Annotated in this window: 23 protein-coding genes; 11 read left to right on the top strand and 12 right to left on the bottom strand. The window is 39.8% G+C overall.

Features of this window, described 5'->3' with window-relative positions:
• Positions 1-97 precede the first annotated feature (97 nt).
• Positions 98-346: a hypothetical protein gene (locus OMHG_RS16350; RefSeq protein ID WP_010651975.1), complete on the top strand. Its 249-nt coding sequence runs from the start codon at positions 98-100 to the stop codon at positions 344-346.
• Positions 347-686: 340 nt separating this feature from the next.
• Positions 687-1,202, top strand: a complete 516-nt coding sequence (locus tag OMHG_RS16345; RefSeq protein ID WP_044477049.1) for a GrpB family protein — start codon at positions 687-689, stop codon at positions 1,200-1,202.
• Positions 1,203-1,517: 315 nt separating this feature from the next.
• Here the strand turns inward: OMHG_RS16345 and csaA are convergent, their stop codons facing one another.
• Both csaA and OMHG_RS16335 read right to left on the bottom strand, forming a co-directional pair.
• A complete protein-coding gene (gene csaA / locus OMHG_RS16340) occupies positions 1,518-1,850 on the bottom strand; it encodes a chaperone CsaA (protein WP_010651973.1) in 333 nt (110 codons plus the stop codon).
• Positions 1,851-2,170: 320 nt separating this feature from the next.
• A complete protein-coding gene (locus OMHG_RS16335) occupies positions 2,171-2,872 on the bottom strand; it encodes an AraC family transcriptional regulator (RefSeq protein WP_010651972.1) in 702 nt (233 codons plus the stop codon).
• 443 nt (positions 2,873-3,315) lie between these two features.
• Here OMHG_RS16335 and OMHG_RS16330 point away from each other — a divergent pair, with 443 nt between their 5' ends.
• The 4 genes from OMHG_RS16330 to OMHG_RS16315 all read left to right on the top strand — a co-directional run bounded on the left by OMHG_RS16330 (position 3,316) and on the right by OMHG_RS16315 (position 6,636).
• Entirely contained in the window at positions 3,316-3,957 is a 642-nt protein-coding gene (locus tag OMHG_RS16330) for a hypothetical protein (RefSeq protein WP_010651971.1), read from the top strand.
• A 146-nt stretch (positions 3,958-4,103) separates the two neighbouring features.
• The gene (gene spxA, locus OMHG_RS16325; protein WP_010651970.1) at positions 4,104-4,499 is read left to right on the top strand and encodes a transcriptional regulator SpxA; all 396 of its coding nucleotides are present in this window, start codon (positions 4,104-4,106) and stop codon (positions 4,497-4,499) included.
• Positions 4,500-4,640: 141 nt separating this feature from the next.
• Complete coding sequence (locus OMHG_RS16320) at positions 4,641-5,771, top strand: AbrB family transcriptional regulator (RefSeq protein ID WP_237566211.1); 1,131 nt, start codon at positions 4,641-4,643, stop codon at positions 5,769-5,771.
• A gap of 19 nt (positions 5,772-5,790) precedes the next feature.
• Positions 5,791-6,636 (top strand): DUF72 domain-containing protein, encoded by an 846-nt coding sequence (locus OMHG_RS16315; protein ID WP_010651968.1) that lies wholly within the window; start codon positions 5,791-5,793, stop codon positions 6,634-6,636.
• Between the two features lie 141 nt (positions 6,637-6,777).
• Here the strand turns inward: OMHG_RS16315 and OMHG_RS16310 are convergent, their stop codons facing one another.
• The 5 genes from OMHG_RS16310 to OMHG_RS16290 form a co-directional block, all read right to left on the bottom strand.
• Positions 6,778-8,037, bottom strand: a complete 1,260-nt coding sequence (locus OMHG_RS16310; RefSeq protein ID WP_010651967.1) for an MFS transporter — start codon at positions 8,035-8,037, stop codon at positions 6,778-6,780.
• Between the two features lie 485 nt (positions 8,038-8,522).
• Positions 8,523-9,827 (bottom strand): NAD(P)-binding domain-containing protein, encoded by a 1,305-nt coding sequence (locus OMHG_RS16305; RefSeq protein ID WP_010651966.1) that lies wholly within the window; start codon positions 9,825-9,827, stop codon positions 8,523-8,525.
• A 20-nt stretch (positions 9,828-9,847) separates the two neighbouring features.
• A complete protein-coding gene (locus OMHG_RS16300) occupies positions 9,848-10,201 on the bottom strand; it encodes an ArsR/SmtB family transcription factor (protein ID WP_010651965.1) in 354 nt (117 codons plus the stop codon).
• Between the two features lie 232 nt (positions 10,202-10,433).
• Positions 10,434-10,784 carry a DnaJ family domain-containing protein gene (locus tag OMHG_RS16295; protein ID WP_010651964.1) on the bottom strand — a complete coding sequence of 117 codons (351 nt, stop codon included), beginning with the start codon at positions 10,782-10,784 and terminating at the stop codon, positions 10,434-10,436.
• 146 nt (positions 10,785-10,930) lie between these two features.
• Positions 10,931-12,439 carry a glycine betaine uptake BCCT transporter gene (locus OMHG_RS16290; RefSeq protein ID WP_010651963.1) on the bottom strand — a complete coding sequence of 503 codons (1,509 nt, stop codon included), beginning with the start codon at positions 12,437-12,439 and terminating at the stop codon, positions 10,931-10,933.
• Between the two features lie 188 nt (positions 12,440-12,627).
• On the opposite strand from OMHG_RS16290, the gene OMHG_RS16285 reads away from it, so the two are divergent.
• The gene (locus OMHG_RS16285) at positions 12,628-13,233 is read left to right on the top strand and encodes a class I SAM-dependent methyltransferase (protein ID WP_010651962.1); all 606 of its coding nucleotides are present in this window, start codon (positions 12,628-12,630) and stop codon (positions 13,231-13,233) included.
• An 83-nt stretch (positions 13,234-13,316) separates the two neighbouring features.
• Here OMHG_RS16285 and OMHG_RS16280 read toward each other — a convergent pair whose 3' ends face one another.
• Entirely contained in the window at positions 13,317-14,810 is a 1,494-nt protein-coding gene (locus OMHG_RS16280; RefSeq protein WP_010651961.1) for a BCCT family transporter, read from the bottom strand.
• Positions 14,811-15,177: 367 nt separating this feature from the next.
• Positions 15,178-16,113, bottom strand: a complete 936-nt coding sequence (locus tag OMHG_RS16275) for a ketopantoate reductase family protein (RefSeq protein WP_010651960.1) — start codon at positions 16,111-16,113, stop codon at positions 15,178-15,180.
• A gap of 213 nt (positions 16,114-16,326) precedes the next feature.
• Here OMHG_RS16275 and OMHG_RS16270 point away from each other — a divergent pair, with 213 nt between their 5' ends.
• Entirely contained in the window at positions 16,327-17,094 is a 768-nt protein-coding gene (locus OMHG_RS16270; protein ID WP_010651959.1) for a GNAT family N-acetyltransferase, read from the top strand.
• A 46-nt stretch (positions 17,095-17,140) separates the two neighbouring features.
• Here OMHG_RS16270 and OMHG_RS16265 read toward each other — a convergent pair whose 3' ends face one another.
• The 3 genes from OMHG_RS16265 to pulA form a co-directional block, all read right to left on the bottom strand.
• Complete coding sequence (locus tag OMHG_RS16265; RefSeq protein ID WP_010651958.1) at positions 17,141-18,043, bottom strand: patatin-like phospholipase family protein; 903 nt, start codon at positions 18,041-18,043, stop codon at positions 17,141-17,143.
• A 546-nt stretch (positions 18,044-18,589) separates the two neighbouring features.
• The gene (locus OMHG_RS16260; RefSeq protein WP_010651957.1) at positions 18,590-19,597 is read right to left on the bottom strand and encodes an LLM class flavin-dependent oxidoreductase; all 1,008 of its coding nucleotides are present in this window, start codon (positions 19,595-19,597) and stop codon (positions 18,590-18,592) included.
• A gap of 156 nt (positions 19,598-19,753) precedes the next feature.
• Positions 19,754-21,916, bottom strand: coding sequence for a type I pullulanase (pulA, locus tag OMHG_RS16255; RefSeq protein WP_010651956.1), 2,163 nt, complete (start codon positions 21,914-21,916; stop codon positions 19,754-19,756).
• Between the two features lie 483 nt (positions 21,917-22,399).
• On the opposite strand from pulA, the gene glgB reads away from it, so the two are divergent.
• From glgB to glgD, 3 genes are read left to right on the top strand one after another with little or no spacing between them, the layout of a single operon-like run.
• The gene (gene glgB / locus OMHG_RS16250) at positions 22,400-24,310 is read left to right on the top strand and encodes a 1,4-alpha-glucan branching protein GlgB (RefSeq protein WP_010651955.1); all 1,911 of its coding nucleotides are present in this window, start codon (positions 22,400-22,402) and stop codon (positions 24,308-24,310) included.
• Positions 24,310-25,464, top strand: a complete 1,155-nt coding sequence (locus OMHG_RS16245; RefSeq protein ID WP_010651954.1) for a glucose-1-phosphate adenylyltransferase — start codon at positions 24,310-24,312, stop codon at positions 25,462-25,464. The genes glgB and OMHG_RS16245 overlap by 1 nt, the downstream gene beginning before the upstream one ends.
• Complete coding sequence (gene glgD / locus OMHG_RS16240) at positions 25,464-26,570, top strand: glucose-1-phosphate adenylyltransferase subunit GlgD (protein ID WP_010651953.1); 1,107 nt, start codon at positions 25,464-25,466, stop codon at positions 26,568-26,570. The genes OMHG_RS16245 and glgD overlap by 1 nt, the downstream gene beginning before the upstream one ends.
• Positions 26,571-26,577 lie beyond the last annotated feature (7 nt).

Below are 26,577 nucleotides of genomic sequence, written 5' to 3'. Positions count from 1 at the left end.
CTGCATGAGTTAAGGCTGTTGTAATGGCAGTTAAAATAAGTAAATAATCTTTACCATCTAGTGAGCAAGTGTATGTAAATTTATAAGGAGGACTTTGATGGAGTTTGACAAAAGTCAGGAAAGAGAAAATAAAGCAACTGATTCAATCTTAAGGGCATCCATAATAATATTATTGATAAAAATTACAATGGAACAGTTTTTCTTCGATCCGTTACCAACAATTGCAGATAATATCTTTTGGGTTTTGCTATCTGCTATATTTATAATCGTTTTTTATATAAGGAAAAGCTACATATATCTTTCCATAATGCTTGTAATTCTATTAGTAGGTTTATTCAATCTATAGTAACAAATTATAAAATATGACTTGAACAGACGGCTGCTTATTAATTACAAAAAGAAGATTAATTAAAGAGACAGGATTACTCAATAAAGGGAGTGGGTAAAATGTTTAAATCCGGTATTACAAATAAGATAATTTCATTAATAGGATTTGGATAATAGTTACTATTGTCTTGTTTAATGACATTATCATTGGAATAAATCCTTTATTATTGAGTCTTATAGTTATATTATCAATCGCATTTACTGCTTATCAGTCATATAGCATTGCAATGTTAGCTAAAGCAAATAGAACTTAGCTATTAAATTACTTGATGCCATAGCTATAGAAGGGAGTATCATCATTGAGAAGAGTGGAAGTGTGTGCACACAATGAAGAGTGGTCGTTAATGTTTTCGGAAGAAGCTGAGAAACTTAAGCTCATTTTCGGAGATGAAATTGTAGATATTCATCATATTGGCAGTACTTCCGTTCCGGGTCTGAAAGCTAAACCAATAGTAGACATGATGCCTGTCGTTAGAAACATTGCCTGTGTTGACACCTACAATCAGGAGATGCAGATGAATGGATATGAACCCAAAGGTGAGAACGGAATATCTGGGAGAAGATACTTTCAAAAAGGGGGAAACAATCGCTCCCATCATATCCATATTTATCAGAATGGAAGTAAAGAGATAAAACGACATTTAGCTTTCCGTGATTACTTGCAAACACATCCAGATGTAAAGAAGAGCTATGGTGACTTAAAAGAGAAATTGGCACAGCAATTTCCATATGATATAGAATCGTACATAGATGGTAAGGAACGCCTCGTCAAAGAAATAGAAGAAAAAGCATTGAACTGGTATAAAGATAGTTGAGCTGGTTGAATTAGTTAGACAGCGACTCAACGTCATCCTTTAGTTGTTACTCCCCCCTTTCTTCCTTCCTAAATACTTACTTCGGCATGGGTATAAATTATGGAACTTGCTCAATATCCTAAAAAAAAGAATATTGACCGATATAATAATTAATACATACAGAAGGAAGTTGTTACATCATGCTAAGGAAGAAATGGTTATTAGGAATTATTTCATTGATTATTGTTGTTATGGTAATAGTTTTTTGGGGAAAGTATCTAATTCCCTAATGACTATAATTTCACTAGGGAATTATTCGTTTATATAATAAGCATGTCATGAAATACGTGTCCCATTTCTAATCGGTTCGTCGGGTCTTAAAAGAACAACGTCTCCTTCATCCAGCACACCGCCTATTACCAATACCTCAGATTTAAACCCTGCAATATGCATTGGTGGGAAATTAACTACTCCGATTACTTGGCGTCCATAAAGTTGTTTAGGAGTATATCTGCGTGTGATTTGAGCAGAAGAATGTTTAATCCCAATCTCTTCTCCGAAGTCAATTTCTAGTTTTATAGCCGGCTTTCTGGCTTTTGGAAAAGAGGTTGCGTTGATGACTGTGCCTACACGAATATCCAGTTTAAGAAAATCCTCCATATTTGCCATATGGTTTAACCACCCTTCATAATCTTTAATATTACTTATTATTCCATCTCCATTTCTTTTTGCTGCCAGAACTTTTGGTTGTCTATATAACTATTCCGATTTCCAGTACAATTAAACCCGCAAAATCGGAAACTGATTATCCCGGGCACTTTGTCTGGATTAGTGCCTGAGATGTGCCTGTGGTCCCCAAAACAGCCAGCAATACGAAGAGAGGAGATAGTGTCCCCTTGATTTATTATCTCAATGATAAATAAAAAAGAATGTTAACCATATCATAGAAAAATTCCTGAGAATTTTCTTTACCAAATTCAATATCTTTTTTATCCAATATGAAGGATTCGATATTTTTTGGGAGATATGCCTTCATAACGAACAAACCACCTCGTGAATGATGAAGAATTCTCAAATCCTAATTCCTCGCTAATGTTCGATATCGTCCACTCAGTTGAAGTTAGGAGATGCTTCGCTTCTTTTAAACGAAGCTCCGAGATATAATCTTTTGGGCTTTTCCCGGTTTTATGTTTAAACCAAGCTGAATAATAGACTGGGTGGTAATGCTCTATGTTTGCTAATGTATCTAATCTGATATTCTCCTTATAATGGTCATGAATATATGCAATCGAAGTTGGTTTAGAGGTTTCAAGCTTATTGGTCACGTATCTAGTCAAGTCTCCTAAAGCGGATGTGTTTTCTTGATTCCCTGCCTCCTCCAATAGCAAATATCGAATGGCCGTCCAATGTTTATCCAGCTTCATGTGCATGCTATCGGTATCTTCGGGTAAGTATTGCGTTGGGATATCTAAAATCAGGAATTCATTTCTGTCGGTGGAACGGTAATTATGTATGAATTTCGGAGGAATATAAAAACAATAATCCGGTTTCAAATGGATCTCTTGCCGACTTGTTTGAATATCTAAAGTCCCTTGTAATGGGAAGAGAAACTGACCAAACTCATGCTGGTGCGATTGGAACTCCTTAGAATAAGACCTTTTTTCACAAACTACGTGGTTTACATTCTCCATGTGACTCCTCCTTAGCATACCTTTAAGATTTATTATAATCCTCCCACCCTTGATTGGAAATCAATGAATTTATGATAACTACTAAATAATGAACTAGTCTGATTCCTGCAACGCAATGGGGAGACCAGCTTAGCTGACTGGATGACATCCCCTGAACAGTTACGTTCTAACTTGTTTACTGATATAATATACTGAGTATAATTTAGACTATTCGTGTAATTCAAGAGGGAAATCAGGTACACTTGCTGTTGGAGAAACAAAATATATGGAGATGTATAGTCCATATAGGAAACCATTAATTTTTTCACCTCTTTTTATAAAACATAAACTTATAGGCATATAGTATGTATCTGAATTTGATTTGGTGTGAATTTTTATAGGAAATGGTTGCTCGCTTCTGCAGGTCTTTCAAATGTTACAGAGGAAAGGAAGGGGGAATCTACATGGATTTTATCCTTATATATCATTGGGAAATATTTATTGCAATTGAGGTATTATCTTTTATATGTCTTTTATTATTTGGTATGTTTCGGTACTTTTTTGGCAAACACCAATTTAGTCTAATTTTTATTTTCTCCTTCCTTCTTTTATTGCTTATAGAGGCATTGCTTGGATTATACGTATACCGTCAAACAGGTGAGATTTCCACATTTCTCATTATCATTACGGTATTTTTAGTTTACGCTTGTACATTTGGCGTAGTTGACTTTAGAAGATTGGATATATGGATGCGGGATAAAATTGGGAAGCTTCGAGGGGTTGATCTTTTAACGGAAAAAGATTACAGGATAATGGAACGAAACAGAAATCCCAACTATTTGGCAAAGAAATACCGTATATCATCGCTAATCCATTTAGTCATTTTTGTAATCGGCCAGTCCATATTTTGGTCAATGGGCACGGATAGTTTACATGAAGTGAAAGACTATATAACGGATTTATCCTGGGTGGAGGAAGGGACTGCAGAAGATTCCCCATATCCAAATGATATCATTTATGGGATAGGAGTCATTTGGGGCATTGCTTTCATTGTCGATTTTATTTATTCGTGGTCCTATACGCTGTTCCCTAGCAAAAAGGAGTAGGGAATAAGAACTTGACAATAGAGGGAAAGAGGCGTACAATTATAATTAATTAAAGTATAATTAATTAATTATAATGTTTCGCGTTAGCGTGAAAGTGATTATTGCATAGATTAATAGGAGTTCTTATAACATTGGAGAGTGATTATATGGTAACACTTTACGTCACACCAAGCTGTACATCCTGCAGAAAGGCGAAGGCCTGGTTCCAGGAGCATCATATACCCTTTACAGAACGGAATATTTTCAATGAGGCTTTAACGCTTGATGAGATTAAGGCAATATTGCGTTTAACTGAAAATGGGACAGAAGAGATTGTGTCAACGCGCTCAAAGGTATTTCAGGATATGAATATCGATATGGAGCAGCTTCCTTTAAAGGACCTATACGAACTGCTTCAAAAAAATCCAAGGCTTTTAAAGAGACCAATCATCCATGATGAAAAACGCTTGCAGGTAGGATATAACGATGAAGAGATACGCAGATTCCTTCCTCGATCAGTCCGTACCTTTCAATTGCATGAAGCTCAAAAGCTGATTAATTGATACACACGTTTTAGGGGATAAGCATAACAAATGCTTATCTCTTTTTTGCTTTTTGCATATTCAAGCGGCATGTTTATTCCTTCATGAAACTAATGGTATACTATGAATAGAAAATTGACTTGATGGCCAGCTTTAGCTGCTATGATTTTTTACATAAAGAAAGAAGATGATTGTATGCTCACTTTGCATCCAATGGTAAAAGCATTATTAGTTGGATTGGCAGGAGCTGTATTATTCAATGTAGTTGGATTGCCGATGCCCTGGATGTTAGGCCCGTTATTTGCAGTACTTTCCGTTCAGTTATTTACCCCGGTGAAATTAGAATGGCATTCCTTTTTCCGCAATCTGGGACTTGTGATTGCAGGATATGTTATAGGGTATGCATTTACAATGGATGCATTGAGGGACATGAAACAATACTTTCCGGAAATGCTTTTCATCAATATTGCATTTTTTATCTTATTCTTACTGATCAGTTCCATCATGGCATATCGGACGAAGATGGACCGGGGAACGGCAATGACCTGCTGTGTTCCAGGTGGGCTTCAGCAAATCATTATCTTTGCTGAAGAGCAAAAGAACATTAATCTATCAACTGTTACGTTTTATCACGTACTGCGCATTCTGATGATTGTAACGGTAGTGCCATTCATAGTGGCAAATGAACAAACTGCACTTGTTCAGGATAACGCAGTGGAAGGTGTTTATTCTATCTATCTGCTGGGACTCCTGGTTCTTTGTTATGGATCGGGAATGATATTTAAAAAGATTAAGGTACCGACGTCATACATGCTCGGTCCGGTTTTTTTCATTATGTGTTTTAATTTAGTAAATATAGAGGTACCAATCATGCCAACTTCAATGCTTCATATTGCACAGCTGGTAATCGGTATTTACATAGGATTGCTTTTGAAAAAAGAAAATATCAAGCTAACGAGAAAGCATATTTTCTATGCGTTTTTCTCAAGTAGTGTCTTAATTTTATTTGCTTTCGGTCTCAGCATAATTCTGAAGTACCAAGATGATTTAGGATTTTCAACAGGGTTTTTGAGTGTTGTACCTGGTGGACTTGATCAAATGGGTATTATTGCTGCCTCTGTTCAAGCAGATGTTACCGTCGTAACGGCGTTTCAATTATTCCGTATCTTGTTTCTATCTGTAATTATTATTCCTTTTGTGAAATTTGTAGTGGAGAAGGATAGAAGGCGGAAGAGATTGGAGAGTTACGGAGACAATGGATGCTGTATGCCCAAACCTCCTATGCGAATATGAAAGAGGGGAAGGATTTTTAATGATTTATATCGGTTTGACTGGATGGGGGGACCATGATTCCATTTATCCAGAGCATATCAAATCAACAAATAAATTGGCCGAGTATAGTAGTCATTTCCCGGTTGTGGAAGTGGACGCTTCTTTTTATGCTGTTCAGCCCGTGCGCAACGCAGAAAAATGGGTGAACCAGACACCGGATTCTTTTCGTTTTGTGGTCAAGGCCTACCAGGGAATGACAGGACATCAGCGCGGAGATACTCCATTCAGCTCAAAGAAAGAGATGTTTGAGGCGTTTAAGGAATCACTAAAACCGTACTTGAATGCTGGTAAACTTGCTTTGGCCCTTTTTCAATTCCCACCGTGGTTTGATTGCAGAAAAGAGAATGTGACGTATTTGAGATACTGTAAGCAGATGATGGGAGAAATACCTGTCGCCCTGGAATTTAGACATCAATCCTGGTTTAGCGATCGTTATCGTGCCGAGACAATTGACTTTATGAAGGGAGAAGGGTGGATTCACTCCATTGCAGATGAACCACAGTCCGGGGAGGGCTCGATTCCGGTTGTGCCAGTGGCAACAAATGCGAATATGACCATGGTTCGCATGCATGGGAGAAACGTTCATGGATGGAATAAATCGGGCAATGCCAACTGGCGCGAAGTTCGTTATTTGTATAACTACAATAAAGATGAACTATTGGAATGGAAGCAGAGGATTGCTGATCTTGAAAGAGATACGAAAGATATCATTGTATTGTTTAATAATAACTCTGGTGGGGATGCAGCAAGTAATGCTAAAACATTTCAGAGTCTGCTCGGGATTGAATATGAAGGACTCTCACCAAGACAGATGGATCTATTCTAGGCAAGAGTCAAGAAACATAACATTCAATAGTTATACTTATATTTAGCGCACGATTAAGTTGGGATTTAATTAATAAGCAGTCTAAGAAAGAAAAAAGATACAAAGAAACTATTAAAACTGCAATGATTACTCTAATGCTTATTAGTGGTAATTAAATTCATTTTTCACACGGCCTAGCTGCTGTTTCTTTTCCGACAAGTGAATAATCAGCCATAGGAAAGCCAAAAGAAAAAACAAACCGGACCCGCCCCAGTATAAATAGGCATAACCTGATTTCAGTTCGATAATCATATAGCCGATAAAAGGTCCGGCCGCCGCTCCGATATCCTGGATGATTGTATAAAGCGTAAGGAATGAAACCGTATTGCCGGACCTTGAGATATCCATTGCGATCGCGTCCGTTAACGTGGTGAGTACGGTGGCTCCAGCCATGACCAGTAATGTAGTTATTATCCAGAGACCAATGGTGCCATCAAATGAAATCATGCCAAATACCAGGCCGGTAAGGAAAAGGGAAAGGATGAAAAAAGGCAATCTTCCCTTTGGGCCGTCTGACAATATTCCGACCGTTCTCCCTAAGAATGGTTCCCAAACCCATCTGATGGACTGAAGGATACCGGATAATAAAGCAACACTTAATACAATATGAAAGAGTGAAATAAACTCCCCATAATGGTATTCAATTACCGAACTAAGGGTCGAGGTAAGGACACCCTGAAACAGCATCGTAATAAAGAAACCTGTAGTACAGATGAATAGAATCCTATTTTTAACAAACCTTGAAGCGGAGTAGGTTTTAGGTTTATCCGTCGTATGCTCAGTTTTGCTTCCAGCCTCGTTTCCTTTTAGGGTATACAGAATAATAGGTATGCCGGCCAATGTTGATAAGCCGAATATAATGGAAACCGCATCAAGACCTATCACAGGTATGAAAATACCACCGAGGAGCATCCCGAATAAGCTCCCTAACCGATAAAGCCCATTATAGGTTCCCATTGCCTTTCCGCGATGACTTTCTTCTGCATAATAGGCAACACTTGTGAGTCCGCCAATGCGAAAAAAGGACCAGGCAATTCCCCATAGACTTCTTAAAATAATCCATGCTGCAAATCCATTAAACAAGCCATATCCAAGGGTTGTGATCGATCCGATGATAATGGCAGTCAATAGTCCGGTTTTTAAAGATATCCTTTTATAAATCCATCCTACAAAGGGATTGGCAGGCAGTCTGATAAACCGATTAATAGAAAGAAGAATTCCTACCTGCCAAATGGAATCCAGACCGGCCTGCTCCCAATATAACGGTAAGGCAACATACAGCATCGAATCTCCAAGAAGGCTTAATGCTGTGACAATTGCTACATCGTTTATGACCTTAGATGGATGATTTGTCTTACCCATTGAACCAGCACCTGCCTAAGCCAAGAAGATTTATTATTTCAAAGCTGTTTTCTCAAAGATTGTTGTAATTTACATAAAATATATAAACTGCGACACAACTGCAACGGCCGATTTCCGCTCCGGGCAGTCGCTTTCCGCGGGCAACGCTTCAGCTTCCTCGGAAGAAACCCACTTCCTGCGGGAAAAGCCAAGACGCTAAGACCCCACTAGATGCACCTGCGTCTGCCAGTAACGCTTCGAAGCAGGTTTCCTCGGTGCAAGGGAACAAGGAAGCAATCGCAAGTAGTACCCTGGCTTAGCGCGAGCCCGCGGAAAGCACAGTTTACTTCCGGAGTGGGGATAAAACACCAATCATTTCTTGTTATGCCGCAGTTTCTATCAAATGCGAAAAGTGTAGAAACAATAATATTTGTGAATTGAAAAATCCTTATTCAGCGAAGTTCAAACGTACTTTATATTAAGAAATTGGTAGAACGGTTACGTAATTAACAGCAGCAGCTCGTTTTGCCGCAGCTGTCACCAGCGTTAACTTCAATGATCTGCAGTTGCTTTGGTACCTCTCGTGCCTTACAGACTCCCGTTTGAGGCAGTTTCAATTTTATCTTTGCAGACTCTTCCATATTCCCCGCAATATAAGCAGTGATGGAACGCACCTGTTCATAGCCTGTAGCCATTAAGAATGTAGGCGCACGACCATAACTCTTCACTCCTGCTATATAAAAACCAGCTTCGGGATGGCGTAATTCTTTTTCTCCGTGTGGGCGAACCGTTCCGCAACTATGAAGGTTTGGGTCGATCAGTGGAGCGAGTTCTTTTGTGCTTTCCACAGTAGGATCTATATCAAGCCTTAGTTCCTTTAAAAAAGAAAAGTCAGGTCTCGCTCCAGTATTTACAATCACTTCATCAATCCCATTTATGGAGATTCCGTCACTGCTTTGAATGACGAACGAATTATCCTGCTCCTTGATTTCATCGACATAAAAACCAGAATGAATGTGCAAAAGTCCATTGTCAACAAGCTGATGGGCCTTTGAGCCGAGGGAACCCCTGGCAGCTAGTTCATCATTTTCTTCTCCGCCAAAGGTCTCTGATATGTGCTGCTTACGAATAATCCAGGAAATCTTAGTGTCTGGGAATGCTGCTTTTAAATCTGTTAACTCGATCAACGAATTTAATGCAGAGTGCCCGCTGCCAATCACTGCAATATGTTTATTTTTAAAGCGGTCAGCTTCTTCTTTAATATTTGGGATATTGACATGAAGCTTATTGATTAGCTCCTCTGTTCTCCAAACGCCATCCGCGAATGGGGGATTGGGACTATTCCAAGTACCGGTAGCATCGATAATGGCTTTTGCTTCGATCTTTTTGATGGAACCATTGATGTTTACGAATAGAATGAATGCTGCTGCCTCCCGTGAATCTGATTTGACTTTATCGATGTTTTTCTTCGTGATGGCTTTAACTTCGGCATGGTAGACTATATTAGTACGGATTGAAGGTAGGGCGGCGAAGGGCTCTAAATATTCTTTTACAAGCTCGCCACCTGTTGGCAATTGATCGGAAACGGGTTCTTCCCATTCTGTCTCTTGCAAAAGCCTTTTAGCAGCACGATCGATGTTGTATTCCCATGGGGAAAACAATTGAACGTGGCTCCATTCCTGGATATTGCTTCCGGCATGGGATCCCTTTTCCAGGATAAGGAATCGTTCATCATATTCATGTAAGTGTGCTGCTGCCGCTAAGCCAGTTGGACCTGCCCCAATAATAACAGTTGGTAAACTTGATAACATCATTATCTCTCCTTTTTAAGTTAATTGATACAAGAGCATGCTTGAATTTTTTCTTTATTCTCTGATTTTCGGAATAAACAGCAGAGTTCATCTGAAAGTACACTATTTATTTCCTTGTGATTTAAGGAATAGTAATTCCATGTGCCGTGTTTTTCCTTGGTAATCAGGTTGGCCTGTAACAGGATCTTTAGGTGATAGGAGAGCTTTGACTGTGCCATTTCCATCTTTTCCATCAGGTCACAGACACAGATGGAGTTTTCAGGGGAAATAGCCAATAGATTAAGCAATTGTAACCTTTTCTCATCGGCAAGCGCCTTAAAAGTGTTCTCATATTGTTGGAAGGTCTGCTGTAAATCAAGGCTTGCAGTTGACATATTTACCACTTCTTTCAAATATCAATTTATTTTGATGTAATAAGTATATATCAAAAATATTTGATGTTCAATTAATAAATCAATTTTTTTTGATTTATTAAAATTGAAGGCTGCTTTCTTGTGTGGTTGGAGTTCTTCTCTTCTCGTAAGTAAAATGCTCCATCGCCAAAAATAAAAAGTCAAAATAAATAAGCAAGAATCAGGTTGGCCCTGATTCTTGCTTAACGTGTATTTAAAACAATTTCTTATAGATCTTTTTGGCGTAATAAGCAAACTTGGAGCTGGTATGCAGCTTTCTTTCTTTTACAAAGGAATCAAATTGTTTTCTCTTGGTATGTTCATCCTTCATCTTGCCATCAGTAGCTTGATCTAATAATTGATCAAGTGATGTAGAGGTCTTCCTGCCTTCTTTATCATTGGCAATATATCCAGCCTGTTTTAATATCTTGTATGCCTGCTTCAATTCAGCTGGCATGCCGGCAAACTCATCTTTTAAATCAAGCGGCTTTCCTTTGCCAGGCAAATTATCGAATTCACCATCTTCAATGGCTGCTTTAATCTTATCTTCTACAAAGATATACATAGGCCAACCTCCTCGCTGCATTCAAACATGTGCAGCAGGTTCAAAATAGTGTCGTATGGATAGTATGTGCAAATAGGATCGGAAAATCAACCGAATTCCAAAAAAGTAAAAGTCCCTCTGAAAGTCATGCTTCCAGAGGGTTCTTCTTATTTTCTCTTCTTGATCTGGGCCTTCTTATTCATCTGTTTTATTTCGATACTGAGCGTTTTATACAAAGCGAGCGCCATTAAGATGATGACGAACGAGAAAGGCAGCGCAGCGATGATGATCGTATTCTGCAATGCGGTAAGTCCCCCGACATAAAGCAGAATCAAAGCGACTGCGGATTGAGCAAGACCCCAGGCAACTTTAATGCTATTGGCTGGTGTCAGCGATCCTCGTGTCGACTGCATTCCCAATACAAATGTCGCTGAGTCTGCCGATGTAATGAAGAAAGATGCTATCAGCATGATCGCGATAATGGATAAGAAGAAAGAGAATGTCACGTGATCGAACATATTGAATAATACCAATTCGGTGGCATATTGTGTAAGGTCAAACCCTTTATTCTGCACGTCTCCTGCAGTAGTGCCGAATGTTGCAAACCATGCAGAAACGATTAATGTAGGGATTAAAATCACAAATATAAGGAATTGGCGAATGGTACGTCCACGCGAAACACGGGCGATGAACATGCCGACAAATGGAGCCCAGGAAATCCACCATGCCCAGTAGAATATGGTCCAAGCATTCAGCCAGCTGCGATTATCCCCATTAAGTGGAGCAGTACGGAAACTCATATGGACAATGTTATCGAGATACATTCCGAATGTCTCTGTGAACATATTTAAGATGAGCAGCGTAGGTCCAAGTATCAGGACTGCAAAAAACAATACAATTGCCAGAACCATATTCGTATTGGATAAATATTTTATTCCTTTCCCTAATCCAGACCATGCCGAGATCAGGAAGAGCACAGTGACAATTAAAATAATGAGAAGCTGGGATGTAAAGCTAACTTCCAGGCCAAATAGATGGGACAACCCACCATTTATCTGTACAGCACCGAATCCGAGTGAAGTTGCAACACCAAATACTGTAGTAAATACAGCAAGTACATCGACCGCAGTGCCTAATGGACCATTCATTCTATCCCCGAACAATGGTTTCAGTGTAGAGGAAATTAACCCAGGTTCATCTTTTCGGAATTGAAAATAGGCAAGTGAAAGTGCAACAATACCATACATGGCCCATACATGAATTCCCCAGTGAAAAAAGGAATAAGAAAGTGCTTCTTTAAATGCCTGAGCAGTACCTGCCTCTGATTCAGGCGCATTTGCGATATAATGGGAAATTGGTTCGGCAGCGCCGTAGAAGACAAGACCTATCCCCATACCGGCTGAAAATAGCATGGCAATCCATGATCCGGTTGAAAAGTCAGGCTTGTCATTATCTTTTCCAAGACGGATTTTCCCAAATGGGCTTACAGCTACAAAGATAGCAAAGATCACTAGTGCCGCCATTAGCAGCATATAGTACCAGCCAAAGGTGGTTGATACGAGGTTTTTTACATTATTCGTAATCTGTTCGAATCTGGCTGGAAAAAACGCTCCAAGCAAAACGGTAATAGCAACAAGTGAAACAGCGATATAAAATACTTTTGAAACTCTTTTCATAGTTCCCCCTTGATAGATGAGTGGATTTTGTAATACTCGGGTAATTTATACCCTCTTATGAATAGATTGAAACTCCATCTATCTTATATAATTTCAGCCAAAGAAGTCAAATCAGATAGAATAATGATAAAATAGAAGGCAGGTTTTTAATTGATGAGGTGCTAATGTCTATGAATAAAATAAATGATATGGATGAATTTAAGTTCGATAAGCTTTTGCATGTGCGGACAGGTGCAGAGAAGAATATAACCTACCCGGATTCGGTTCAATACAATCCATATGAACCAACCCCATACAGTGCATTAGAGACACTATTCCTGGAATATGAATTGAAGGAGAATGATCAGATTGTCGATTATGGATGTGGAAAAGGCAGGATAAATTTCTATATTCACTATTTCTGCGGTGCATCTGTTAAAGGAATAGAAATGGATGAAGCTTTTTTTGAAAAGGCAATCGTTAATCAAAGAAGTTATTTGGATAATACAAAAAGCAATAAAGAAACGATTGAGTTCTTTTGCTGTCTGGCGGAAGAGTATCGGATTGAGCCAAGCGATAATCGTTTTTATTTCTTTAATCCATTTTCTATACACGTTTTCAGAAAGGTAATCCAAAGCATATTGCGTTCTGTTGAAGAAATGCAGCGTGAAGTGGAACTGATTCTTTACTATCCCCATGAAGAGTATATTTATTTTCTCGAGAATGAAACTTCCTTTGAATTGAAAAAGGAAATAATTTTGCCAGGGTTATATGAAAAAAATCCAGATGAGCGGTTTTTAATCTATATGAATTAGAGTGTGGCATAAATAAACACCCCCAAAATTAGAATCGAAATCTAATTTTGGGGGTGAAATACATTGAATTGGTCTGCTATCGATTATTTTTTCCTTTGCCCGATTGTTTTCATTTCCTCTTTCAATGCTTTGACTAAAGCAATCATCATTAAGATGACAACGAACGAGAATGGAAGAGCTGCAGCAATGATGGTGTTCTGCAGCGCGGTCAGTCCGCCTACATATAGCAAGATGAGTGCAACAGCCGACTGCGCTAGCCCCATTACTGTTTTAACAGAATTTGGCGGTGTCAATGAACCATTCGTCGTCTGCATACCTAATACGAATGTTGCTGAATCAGCGGAAGTAATGAAAAATGTCATCAGCAGCAGTATCGCAAGGACGGACAGAATGGATGAGAAAGGCATTTGATCGAACATATTAAAGGTTACCAGTTCTGTTGAGAATTGGGTTAAATCAAACCCGTTTCTTTGGATATTCCCTGCTGTTGTTCCAAATGTTGCAAACCAGACAGCGATAATAAAGGTTGGAGCTACAATTACCCCTATCATAAATTCTCGGATTGTCCTTCCGCGTGAAACCCGGGCGATGAACATTCCGACAAACGGGGCCCAGGAAATCCACCATGCCCAATAGAAGATTGTCCAACCGTCAACCCAGCTTCGATTATCCCCTTCAAGAGGTGCCGAACGGAAACTCCAATGCACAAAATTTTGGATATACAATCCGAATGTGTCTGTAAACATATTCAGAATAAGCAAGGTTGGTCCGATGAACAATACTGCAATAAAAAGCAGGACTGCAAGGGCCATGTTCGCATTCGATAAATATTTAATTCCTTTGCTTAGTCCTGACCAAGACGAGGCCAGGAATAAGACTGTAACAATCGCTACAATAATAAACTGTACCGCAAAATTGACTTCTATTCCAAAAAGATGATTTAAACCTGCATTAATTTGCATAGCTCCAAGGCCTAACGACGTAGCTACACCGAAGATGGTTGCAAATGTTGCAAGTACATCAATCGTAATTCCCCATGGACCTTTCATTTTATCGCCAAATAGTGGCTTTAATGTGGCGGAAATCAGTCCAGGCTCACCTTTGCGGAATTGGAAAAAGGCCAGTGAAAGTGCGACAATTCCGTACATTGCCCAGCCATGAATTCCCCAGTGGAAAAAGGTTAATGAAAGTCCTTCTTTAAAAGCCTGATCAGATCCCTCCTCTGATAAAGGAGAATCTAAAAATCCGTGAAAAAGCGGCTCTGCAGCTCCGTAAAATACAAGTCCAATTCCAAGGCCGGCCGAGAACAGCATAGCAATCCATGTTGGCGTAGAAAAATCCGGGCGGTCATTATTTTTACCCAGACGAATTTTTCCGTATGGACTAATGATGATAAATAGAGAGAGAACAACAAGTGCCACCATCAGCCACATATAATACCATCCAAACGTTGTGGACAGAAAAGCATTTATATTTGTGGTAATCTGTTCAAAACGAACAGGAATAATAGCCCCTATTAAAACAAATAGAATAACTAAAGCAGTAGTTACATAAAAAACATTTGAAACCTTCTTCATAAAATCCTCCTGAATAAATTTAATAAAAACTTTCCATACATATATAGAGTTGAGAAATGTTTTAAACAATGGAAAGCAAAAAATGGGAATGGTTTTTTGGCTAATCCTTAACGCTTATCATTTGAGGATTCGTTACGAAATATACTCAAAATAATGCTGCGCATACGGGGAGAACGAAGTACATTTCCATGACATTTTAGGGGTATCACAGATACTTCAGAATCGATGTGTAACCTTCAAAGTTTGCTGTACAGTCCATCATAATCCTCCATTTACTTTGCTGCTATATGAATAAATGGAGGGTTATCATGGACGATAGCTTGAATCTAAGATGAAAGACTTTCCTGATTTAAGAAACAAGGGAATCTTATGTCGTATGGATCTTCAATGCCGCCATCTCTTCGATAATAGGTATTATGTTATAAAGCTGGTCGTTTATCGGTGTTGGAATGGCATATCGCTTTCCAAGCTCGCATACCTTTCCTGAAAAGAATTCCACTTCCGTTTTTCGATTAGCTTCAACATCCTGCAGCATGGAAGTCTGTCCGTCAGGTGCAAAATTCATTAGAACGGATCTGTAGCTCAGTACATCATCTGCAGTCAGGTTTACGCCTGCTTTTTCTGATATTGCTACAACTTCAAACATAGCCTGCTCCATCCATTGGTGAAGCGCTGGAATCTCCTGGAAATATTTATAGGGAGCCCTTAATACTGCTGATGTCTGATTAATACCTACATTAAACATAAACTTTGCCCAAACCGCATGCAAAATATTGTCTGGAACCTCATAGGGAATTCCAGCCTGATCAAATAATTCTTGGACAGCAAGCACACTGTCGGTGATCGTTTGGTTCTTTTCGCCAAAACAAATTTTGCCGATGCTAGAGAAACGGATTTTATTATTGTTTCTAACGGCATCGATTCCAAGGCACATGCTGTAGAGAATCTGGTCATTTCCTGTGGCTTCATAGATCTCCTCTTCACTCGATATACCATTAAGCAGGGAAAGGATGATTGTATCAGGTCCGATATGATGCTCCATATCCGATATCGCCTGTCTGAGTTCAGCATTCTTTACTGCGAAAATGACAAGATCGGCAGGTTCTGACGTTGTTTCCGGCACTGCATAATTGAAATGGTAAACAGACCCATCCACTTCCAGACCGGAAGATCGATACCTGTTTATACGCTCCTCGTTCGCTACGACTGTTAAGGATTCATTCAGCAGTGAATGCAGTTTGCTTCCATATGCAGCCCCAATGGCCCCTAATCCGATTAATGACACCTTTTGGATATTTCCCATTTTCAACCCCCTTTTTAATACTATGTTTTATAGTATATAACAAAAAAATTTATTATTCAAAAAAATCGGAAGTGTTTCGTTGGAAACCTTATTTGAATAATTTCCATAAATGCTGCCGTCTGGAAAGAAAGATAATGTAAATCCACGCATTTTCGTTTATGATAAATACAATGAACAATCTTTTCATCCTAAAAGACAAAAGGGGGAATACATATGGAAAAGATCACGTTTGATACCATCTATACAACAGGTGATGTTGTTTTCGAAAACGATGGATACCGCCACTTCCACTATCCTGAAATGCTAATTCGATATGACAGCAATTTTCTGGAATTTAAACAGATGCCGACAATAGAAAGCTTCCAGACAGCTGAATCTTATTTAAGAGCCTATCATTTGAAACATAATCAAAACCATGTCAAATTTTACTTTCCGGCAAATGAAAAACCTGGAGAGCAGCTTTTGACCCATTTCAATGAACATGGGTATGGGATTGGTTATCTTGAACTATATGCTATAGAGCCAAATCATTTTCCGCGCAAAGCGAAACATTCCGATATAGATGTACAGCTTGTCGTTGAAGGTAATCTCAACGATTATTTAACATTAAGCCATGAACAGGATTTGGAATTTGGTGCAGCATTCGCCAAGCAAAAAATAGAGCTGAACAAGCGACAGTTTAAAGACCCCAGGATTAAACAAATAATCGCATATTATCAAGGAGTTCCAGCGGGAGCCGTAGACGTTATTCTTACAGAGAATACGGCAGAAATAGATAGTCTGGGTGTTCGTGAATCAATGCGCAGGAAAGGAATAGGCAGCAGCCTTCAGCAATTTGTGATGGATACATTTTCCGATAAAACGATTATTTTAGTCGCTGATGGAGAAGATACACCAAGGGAAATGTACAAGAAACAAAATTATCAGTATTTTGGATTTAAATATGAAATACTGAAGGTTTATAGCGATTCAGAAGGCTGACAACAACCATAAAAAGATGGACAAGCAATCAAATCTACATATATTCCTATGATGGTGCCATTTTCTTTAGTAAGCCGGCCGATGGTGGAGTTTGGGTATCCTGCAAGAAGTACTGCAGTGACTCAAATTTCCTTTCGGCTTCTTTATATCCCTGAATATATAAGCTTTCCAGCTTTGCTTTGTTTTTTTCTATTCTGTTTGTTACAAGGGGAATCTCCGGCTGTATGATGAAAACTTCATTTCTCTTTTCCATTTCGAGCAATTGCTGCATGGTCCGATTATATGTCAAATGCCTATTCCTTAATAATGTTAAAAGCATTGGCTTATCGTTAAACAGGCGTTTGTATAGCCAATTTAATCGAGAGCCTTTTTTGATATAACCTTTATTTCTGGTGAGAATAAGTACGTGTTTATTAATCCCTCGATTAAGTAGGGGTTTGATTGGAATTGGGTCCGCTACACCACCATCCATCAGCTGCAATCCTTGGTAAGAAATACTTGATGCCAATACAGGCAAAGAACAGGACGCGCGAATAACCTTAAATAGATCTTCTTTCGTATCATATGTATCATGATAGATGGGACTGCCCGTATCAATATCCGTGGTCCCTATGATAAACCTTGATGATGATCGGGAGAACGCGTTAAAATCCAGAGGTACTATTTCATTTGGGATTTTATTGAAAATGTAATCCATGGAATAAAGTTCCTTATGGTGTATCAGTCTCTTAAAGGAAATGGCTTCTGGTTTATCGCCGATTTCAACTAGCAATTTATGATTTCTGTCCCTTTGTTTTGCAATGAAGGAACTCCCAATCAGAGAACTTGCGGAAGCACAGGAGACTACTGGGAAATCAATTCCTTTATCGAGAAACAAATCAAGCACCCCTGCTGTATAGGCACATCGCATGCCACCGCCTTCCAATAAAAGGCCAGCATTTACTTCCATTCCTACACTTCCCTTACTCTATATAATAAAATTATAGCAGTTGTTCCGTCATCAAACAATTCATCTAATCAAACGTTTGATCAACTGTTAGGTTAGGAAGGAAAAACGCGGACATATAATCATTTGAATATTGGATGAATGGGATGACTTTTCCGATTTGATGAATCATGGATAAATGCTGATGCATCACTGAAAAATGCCGATACTTCATTTGAGGTCCATCTATTTCGCTAAAGGGCATCATTTTTTAGAAAACATAGGAGAGAATAGCGGGACATAGAGTCATTTCTTAGGAACCCGATGCTGATTTATCTTTTCTGTTTAATTTATATGCTTTGAATACTTATCCCTATTCCAAAATTGAGAAGGGATAGGGTGGACTTATGAGGTTATTGGGGACCGAATTTTACAGATGAGGGAATCTCAAATAATGTTACCAAACGATTGATTCGATGCACCGCGGACTGGCGAGCACGTCCCTCCCCTGAAACAAAACTGGGAAAGCGAGCTGGAAAGCGCCGCTTCGAACTATTTCCAGCTTGTTTGTTACTGCTTATTGAGCCTGAATTCCCTAGCGAGTAATTGGAGACCTTTAATACGATTAGCGGCACCTGGGAAATTAGGAATGATGGTAAGTTCATCAGCGTGATAGAATTCGACCAATTTATATAGTTCTTCTTTTACATATTGCGGATTGCCGATAATGGCTCTTTTTCTTATTTGATTGATTTTTTGTTTTTCGAATTCACTGTATTGACGCTTCTTGGCCGTTGCGATGGATGGGAAGTAAGGAGGATTCTTGGCCGTTTCCAAGGATGCCATCCATAGGTCGAATGCCTTGGCGAATTCTTCTGCCTCTTCTTTGGTTTCACCAATAACAACAAAAACGGCAATTGACACATTCGGCTTTTCCATAAATGAGGAGGGTTTGAAATTACTGCGGTAGGTCGCAACTATTTCAGAACCGACTTCAAAAGGTTTGATAAAATGCGCATACGTGTAAGCAGTGCCGTTTTCAGCGGCAATCTTTGTGCTTTTGCCACCAGCACCCAGCATCCAGATTTCGGGCTTGGTCTTTATGACGGGAGCGGCAATCAGGCTTTGAAAGCGATGTTCTCCCAATGTTTCACCTGCTAAGTATCTTTGAACGTCTGTCACTTGCTGTTCGTAACTTAAACGTTCTTCCTTTTCTTCATTCAGTACTCGATTAACGAGTCTTCCGCCACTGCTGTTTCCGATTCCGAGGTCGATGCGGCCAGGATGAAGTGCCTCCAGCATTCGAAAGCTTTCAGCCACTTTATATGGACTGTAATGGGGAAGCATTACCCCACCAGAACCAATCCGAATGGTTTTGGTTGAATCGGCAAGATGCATCATCAAAACCTCAGGTGCACTGCTGGCAATAGAGAAGACCTGATGCTGCTCTGGTATCCAGAAACGGTGGTAGCCGAGTTCATCTGCATGTCTTGCCAGTTCTGTTGTCTGGGCTAATGCATGACGCGCATCTGTTCCTTCATCAATTAATGTATAATCAAGAATGTTTAAACGGACCATCCTCTGACTCTCCTTTCTCTATGGAGCTTTTCGGATTAATGGTTGTGATAGCTAGTCTATAGTATTTTCCTGAAAAGGGAGAACTAATAAAAATCTTAATTTTTAACATGAAAAGGAATACCCGCCACTCGGCAGCTATTCCTTCTCCGATTTCCCTTATGGGACAGATACAGTGCTGCCTTGTACCGCAACCCCTGTTGCCCCGGGTTTGCGAATTTTTTGGAAGACAACAAGTTCATAGGCATCAATAACGGAATATTCGCCATTAATTTCGGTCTGTTCGGAGTGCTTGTTTGGGTTATTGGTAACGGCTATTTTCCACTTTCCTGAAGAAGGGAGGCGAAGGTCAAATTTATTGCCGGTGGGATTGATATAGATCGTAAAGTCCTCTTGATCACCCAATAATGTAAATCCAAACACGGGTGCTGGGGCTTCGATAATATGAAATCTTCTCCGGATTTCCTGCTTGGAGGTCATCCTGAATAGGTCATATTCTTTTCTCAATGTGATAAGGGATTTAATGAAATCAATATTTTCCGCTTCCTGTTCTCTTTTATTCCAATCAAGCTGGTTGATTCGATCGTCAGAGATATAGCTGTTTTCTTCTCCATGCTTGCTGCGGAACCATTCCTGTCCAGCATGGATAAAAGGTACCCCTTGGCTTAAAAGCACAATCCCTGTCGCTAATTGGTGCATCTTTTTACGCTGCGATACATCAGCGTGCTGATTGGTCAGCATTAAACGGTCCCATAACGTATGATTATCATGACATTCCACATAGTTAATGGTCTGATTAACATCCGATACAAAAGGATTTCCATATTCCTCAAAAGCGGATCCAGACATTAATTGGGGCATTCGCTCAATGAAACGGCCATCACCATTTATGAACCCTCTGTCCTGCTGGTCAAACAGGTTCCCTTTTATAGAATCACGAAATTGGTCATTAAAGAATCGTATGCCCGGTAATCGGCTGGCATTATAGCTTGCTGCCTTTATCTCGGCTGGAATTGCTGTTGGTAAATCCCAACCTTCTCCAAGTAGCATGATAGGTATTTCCTCTTTCTGGCAGCGTTCTTCGATTTGCTGCATGGTTTCAATGTCGAGAGCCCCCATCAAATCAAAACGGAACCCATCTATATGATATTCATCCAGCAGAAAATCGATAGTATCAAGAATAAATTTGCGGACCATCCTTCTTTCAGAAGCAAGATCATTTCCGACGCCTGTACCGTTGCTTAATTGCCCGTTTGGAAGATAACGGAAATAGTAGCCAGGTACCAATTTTTCAAACGGCGAATCCTCCATATTGAACACATGGTTGAACACGACATCAAGAATCACGGAGATCCCTTCCTGATGGAATGCCTGTATCATTGTTTTAAGTTCGTTTATTCGAGCAATTGGTCTATCCGGAAGCACCGAATAGCTCCCCTCAGGCACCTGGAAATATAGTGGATCATAACCCCAATTGTACTGTTTCTCAGGCTGGCATTCATCTACACGTGCAAAATCATTGATCGGCAGCAGCTGGACATGCGTACAGCCGAATTCCTTTAGGTAGGAAAGCCCTGTAGAAAATCCGTTCTGTGTTGCAGTCTCCCCCTCAGCCAATCCCAAAAACTTTCCGCGGTTGAGGATACCGCTTTCCTGTTGGATACTGGCGTCACGTACATGCAGCTCATAAATAATCGCATCCTGCAGATTTCTTAAGGAAGGCCGATGTTCTTCTTTTTCCATTTGGTCGGTTCTTGATAAATCGACGACAACGCCTTTTTCACTGTTTGCGAGCATTCCTTTTGCATAGGGGTCATTCACCCGTTTGGTTGTGCCGTTAATGGTAGCCTCGTATTCATAGGGACAGCCGTGCCAGTCTCCTTTAACCTCAAGGCACCATACACCTTTAGCATTCCTATTTAATTTATATGATTCATTGTCTAAATACAATTTCATAGAAGCGGCTGTCGGAGCCCATACGGAAAAAGTCGTTGATTCCATTGTGCAGGTTGCCCCAAAGGACATCTCCATTGCAGAAAACCGCGCATCAAACCATGGCGTACGTACAACAGCACGAGGGTACACAGGTATTGCCATTTCTCCCCATCTAAGCGTAAGCTCTTCTCCTATGGGAAATTCTTCTGCCAGTTCAAGCTGTACCGTTGATTCATTAATTATATCGTGAACCGATAGGCTATACTTTTTCTGTTCCTTTTCCGAAAACAAAAATAGTTCTTTGTTATGATCGATGAAATTATTTAAATTATTGACGGTAACCGTTACGTAATGAACGTCATCAATCCAGGCTGTATGTTTTTCCATAAAAACAACTCCTCTTCCACTGACGCTTAACTGATACAGTATATGTTATACCCGGCTTTTCGGGTATTCTATCATTAATAAATCAATCATAACCAATTTAGCTATAATTAAACACAACGAAAGAATATTTCAATCAATTCCACAGCCATTGTCAAAAACCGACAAGATTGCCAGAATGTTGTCGAAAGAATTTTCAGAAAACTATCTTGAAATCTATAATCTTTATATCTATAATGAACTATAATCATTAAGCGAAAGTTTGACGTAATAATATAGTGCTGGAAAGTAAATAGTTGTCTGTATTTACTTATAAATCTGAAGGGGAAACTTCTGGACTGCAGTAAATCCCTAAAGGATACGTGTTCTTGTGTCTTTGTACAACAAGTCAATCAAACTGATTGCATAGCAAGATCCTGTCCTTACGTCGCTATCTGGACGATTTTGTTTTAATTGTTCACTGTTTTTGGAAGGAGGCACCATTTGTTGACATACAACATCTCGGAACAGGATATCTATTTATTCCACCAGGGAACCAACTATCAAAGCTATAGACTATTGGGCTGCCACTTTATGAAGTTGGAAGGGAATTCAGGCTACCGTTTTGCGGTATGGGCTCCACATGCGCGCGAAATACGTATCGTGGGTGACTTTAATCATTGGAATGGTGAAACACATCCACTGGAAAAGGTCACAAATGAGGGGTTATGGCTCGGTTTTTTCACGGATATTGCAGGTGGGTCCATCTATAAATACGAAATAATCACTTCAGATGATCGAAAACTGTTAAAAGCAGACCCATATGCACACCAATCAGAACTTCGACCAAGAACAGCATCCGTTATACCCACACAGGATTCCATTTATGTATGGAATGATCAGGATTGGAAGGAAAACAAAAAAAACTTCAATCCCTATGCATCTCCAATCTCCATTTATGAAATACACCTAAGTTCATGGAAAAAGAAAGACACTGGAAAATTTTATACGTATCGGGAACTGGCAGAAGAACTTATTCCATATGTGAAATCTCTCGGATTTACCCATATTGAATTATTGCCGTTAGCTGAACATCCATTTGATCTCTCATGGGGGTATCAGATAACAGGCTATTATGCAGTGACTTCGAGATACGGTTCGCCAAATGACTTTAAATACTTTGTGGATCAATGCCACCAAAATGAGATCGGTGTCATTATGGACTGGGTTCCAGGCCATTTCTGCAAAGATGATTTTGCCTTGCGAATGTTTGATGGTGAACCTCTCTATGAATATAGCGATCAGCGTAAAGCGGAGAAGAAATCCTGGGGCACATTAGCCTTTGACTTTGGCCGTCCCGAGGTTCAGAGCTTTCTTGTTTCCAATGCAATTTTCTGGATTGAAGAATACCATATTGACGGGATTCGTGTCGATGCTGTTGCAAGCATGCTATTTTTAAATTTTGATAGATATGATGGGGAAGATCGGATCCTTAATTCGCATGGGGGAGAAGAAAATCTTGAAGCTTATGCATTTATACGAAAGTTGAATGAAGCTGTCTTCTCTTTTCAGCCAAACTTCTTGATGATGGCTGAAGACAGTTCAGATATACCGCTCGTTACGGCACCCACTTATTCCGGCGGTCTTGGTTTCAATTTCAAATGGAACATGGGCTGGATGAATGACATGCTGAAATATATGAAAGAAGATACCGGCAATCGAAAATGGCATCATAATCTGCTTACTTTTTCATTTATGTATACGCATTCCGAAAATTTTCTGCTGCCGCTGTCGCATGATGAAGTGGTGCACGGAAAGAAATCCCTATTGGATAAGATGCCTGGCGATCAGTGGCAGCAGTTTGCCAACCTCAGGCTTTTATATGGTTATATGTTTGCACATCCAGGCAAAAAGCTTTTATTCATGGGTGGGGAGCTGGCGCAATATGCAGAGTGGAAGGACGGAGAACAATTGGACTGGCATCTGCTGGATTATCCATTGCATCATGGCATGTTTGCGTATGTAGCAAAGCTGAATCACCTTTATGTAAATCATCCTGAACTTTTTGAATTAGATCATGATCCGGATGGTTTTGAGTGGATTGATCCGCATAATATTGGCCAAAGCGTGATTGCCTTTCGGCGAAAGTCTAAAAAGTCGAATCAAGAAATGATTATTATTTGTAATTTCACTCCAGATACACACTATGACTATATGATCGGGGTGCCTTCAGGAGGGATATATGAGGAAGTGTTTAATTCAGATAGGGAAGAATTTGGGGGTTCTGGACAAGTAAATGGTTCTGAACATTTCAGTTATCCGAAAAAGTGGCATGGATTACCACAGCATATAAAGATTAAGGTTCCACCGCTAGCCATCACGATATTTAAACAATCAGCTGTTGAGGAGGGTTCATAATGAAAGAATGTGTTGGCATGTTATTGGCAGGAGGAGAAGGAAAACGTTTAGGGGCTTTAACACATCATGGAGCTAAACCGGCAGTACCCTTTGGAGGGAAGTATCGGATTATCGACTTTACTTTGAGCAATTGTACGAATTCCGGAATACAGACATTGGGGGTTTTGACACAGTACTCCCCTCTGGAACTGAATCGGCATATTGGCAATGGTGAACCTTGGGACATGGATAGAAGGAGCGGCGGGGTTACGGTGCTTTCCCCATATACAGGGAAGACCGGCGGCGATTGGTATTCCGGCACGGCTGATGCCATTTATCAGAATATCCATTTCATTAACCAATATGATCCGGAGTATGTGCTCGTTATTTCCGGCGATCACATATACCAGATGGATTATCAGAAGATGCTTGAGCAGCATAAACAGACAGAGGCGGATGCAACAGTTTCCGTCATTGAAGTTCCTTGGGGAGAGGCCTCTAGATTTGGGATACTGAGTATATCGGATAGTCTCCGGATTTTTGAATTCGAGGAGAAGCCGGATACACCTCAAAGTAATCTCGCATCCATGGGTATTTATATATTCACCTGGGATAAGCTGAAAAACTACCTATTGAATGATGCCCAGAATAAAGATTCCAGCCATGATTTCGGAAAGGATATCATCCCGACAATGCTTCAGGAAAACCACCAAATGTATGCCTATCGATTTGATGGCTATTGGAAAGATGTGGGCACTGTTGAAAGCTATTGGAAAGCGAATATGGACCTGCTTTACGAAGGATCTGGATTGATTTCTGAGGATAAGAATTGGCGAATCTATACCCATGATTCGAATCTGCCTCCACAATATATCAGCCAGAAGGCAACCGTGAAGGATTCTCTTATCAATTCGGGATGCTTTATCTATGGCAACATCGAACACTCCATATTATTTAAGAATGTAAGGGTGGAAGAAGGGAGCATGGTAAAACAATCCATCATACATCCAGGAGTGACAATTGAAGGCAATTGTATATTGGAAAGAGTCATTATCATGGAAAACACGCAAATACCGGAAGGAACCATCATGCAGATAAGTGAGGATAAAGAACCACTTGTCGTCAATGAAGAGATTCTAGGTGCGATGCTTGCACCGGCTGGGGGTGATAAATAATGGAATCGCTGATGGGGCTCATAAATCTGGATCATGAACATCATGTATTTAATGAATTGACCTACTTCCGCAATAATGCCTCGATGCCTTTTGGAGGACGCTATCGAATGATAGATTTCACGCTCTCGAATATGGTGAACACGGAAATAAATGAAGTTGCTATATTTGTCAGGAATAAATACCGCTCCCTGCTAGATCATATCGGAACGGGAAAGAGCTGGGAATTGGATCGGATAAATGGCGGGCTGTTTATTCTGCCCCCTGACTGGAATGATCCAACAGATCGGTCAAAGGGGGATCTACGTTTTTTCCATAATAATCGCGATTATTTTCACCGCAGTAAATCGCAATATGTTTTAATTAGCGGCAGTCAGTTTATCTCCAATACAGATTATAAGAATGCATTTAAATTTCATCTTGAGCGTAATGCAGATGTTACGTTAATCAGTGCGGATGTGAAGGAATTGCAGCCAGAGCATTACCCCTATTACCGAATCGATGCTGATGAGACCGGCTGGGTTGATAATCTGACGAACGATCAGAAAAATAACAAGCTTTTCACCGGAGTATATATTATCAATAAAGATTTGCTTATGGAATTGGTTGATGAATGCATTGCATATAACAAAGATAATTTCTTCGTTTGTGGAATTAAGGATAAGCTCGCCAATCTGAAAATACAAAAATATGACCATGAAGGCTACAGTGCATTTGTGAATACGATTGAGAGCTTCTACAGACAAAATATGAACCTTCTGCTGGAAGAAAATTATCGGGATTTATTTTTCAATAAAAATCTGGTCCGTACAAAAATATCGAATAATCCCCCTGTAAAGTATTGCAAAAATGCAGATGTGAAACATTCACTATTGGCAAATGGCTGCGTAATTGATGGAGCAGTTGAAGGGAGTTTGCTATTCCGTGGGGTAACGGTGAAACAGGGCGCAACAGTCAAAAATTCGATCATTATGCAACGGTGTACGATTGAAGAAGGTGTTTATTTGGAAAATGTGATTCTGGACAAGGATGTCTATGTTTCAAAAGGCCAGAAAATAATTGGATCAAATGAAAAGCCTTATGTAGTCGCAAAAAGCCAAGTAATCTAGTTCAGGA

Source organism: Oceanobacillus massiliensis str. N'diop, from assembly GCF_000285495.1.
GTDB classification, from domain to species: domain Bacteria; phylum Bacillota; class Bacilli; order Bacillales; family Amphibacillaceae; genus Oceanobacillus; species Oceanobacillus massiliensis.
The sequence above is the reverse complement of the archived record's forward strand: the minus strand, read 5'-3'. Positions and strand labels throughout refer to the sequence as shown.

Bases quoted from the DNA above. Each gene is read 5' to 3' on its own strand.
- OMHG_RS16280 (WP_010651961.1), bottom strand. From the start codon at position 14,810: ATGAAGAAGGTTTCAAATGTTTTTTATGTAACTACTGCTTTAGTTATT.
- pulA (WP_010651956.1), bottom strand. From the start codon at position 21,916: ATGGAAAAACATACAGCCTGGATTGATGACGTTCATTACGTAACGGTT.
- OMHG_RS16335 (WP_010651972.1), bottom strand. From the start codon at position 2,872: ATGGAGAATGTAAACCACGTAGTTTGTGAAAAAAGGTCTTATTCTAAG.
- OMHG_RS16320 (WP_237566211.1), top strand. From the start codon at position 4,641: ATGATTTTTTACATAAAGAAAGAAGATGATTGTATGCTCACTTTGCAT.
- OMHG_RS16350 (WP_010651975.1), top strand. From the start codon at position 98: ATGGAGTTTGACAAAAGTCAGGAAAGAGAAAATAAAGCAACTGATTCA.
- OMHG_RS16265 (WP_010651958.1), bottom strand. From the start codon at position 18,043: ATGGAAGTAAATGCTGGCCTTTTATTGGAAGGCGGTGGCATGCGATGT.
- OMHG_RS16300 (WP_010651965.1), bottom strand. From the start codon at position 10,201: ATGTCAACTGCAAGCCTTGATTTACAGCAGACCTTCCAACAATATGAG.
- OMHG_RS16330 (WP_010651971.1), top strand. From the start codon at position 3,316: ATGGATTTTATCCTTATATATCATTGGGAAATATTTATTGCAATTGAG.
- OMHG_RS16290 (WP_010651963.1), bottom strand. From the start codon at position 12,439: ATGAAAAGAGTTTCAAAAGTATTTTATATCGCTGTTTCACTTGTTGCT.
- OMHG_RS16275 (WP_010651960.1), bottom strand. From the start codon at position 16,113: ATGGGAAATATCCAAAAGGTGTCATTAATCGGATTAGGGGCCATTGGG.
- csaA (WP_010651973.1), bottom strand. From the start codon at position 1,850: ATGGCAAATATGGAGGATTTTCTTAAACTGGATATTCGTGTAGGCACA.
- spxA (WP_010651970.1), top strand. From the start codon at position 4,104: ATGGTAACACTTTACGTCACACCAAGCTGTACATCCTGCAGAAAGGCG.
- OMHG_RS16285 (WP_010651962.1), top strand. From the start codon at position 12,628: ATGGATGAATTTAAGTTCGATAAGCTTTTGCATGTGCGGACAGGTGCA.
- OMHG_RS16305 (WP_010651966.1), bottom strand. From the start codon at position 9,827: ATGTTATCAAGTTTACCAACTGTTATTATTGGGGCAGGTCCAACTGGC.
- OMHG_RS16295 (WP_010651964.1), bottom strand. From the start codon at position 10,784: ATGTATATCTTTGTAGAAGATAAGATTAAAGCAGCCATTGAAGATGGT.
- OMHG_RS16270 (WP_010651959.1), top strand. From the start codon at position 16,327: ATGGAAAAGATCACGTTTGATACCATCTATACAACAGGTGATGTTGTT.
- glgD (WP_010651953.1), top strand. From the start codon at position 25,464: ATGGAATCGCTGATGGGGCTCATAAATCTGGATCATGAACATCATGTA.
- OMHG_RS16310 (WP_010651967.1), bottom strand. From the start codon at position 8,037: ATGGGTAAGACAAATCATCCATCTAAGGTCATAAACGATGTAGCAATT.
- OMHG_RS16315 (WP_010651968.1), top strand. From the start codon at position 5,791: ATGATTTATATCGGTTTGACTGGATGGGGGGACCATGATTCCATTTAT.
- OMHG_RS16245 (WP_010651954.1), top strand. From the start codon at position 24,310: ATGAAAGAATGTGTTGGCATGTTATTGGCAGGAGGAGAAGGAAAACGT.
- OMHG_RS16260 (WP_010651957.1), bottom strand. From the start codon at position 19,597: ATGGTCCGTTTAAACATTCTTGATTATACATTAATTGATGAAGGAACA.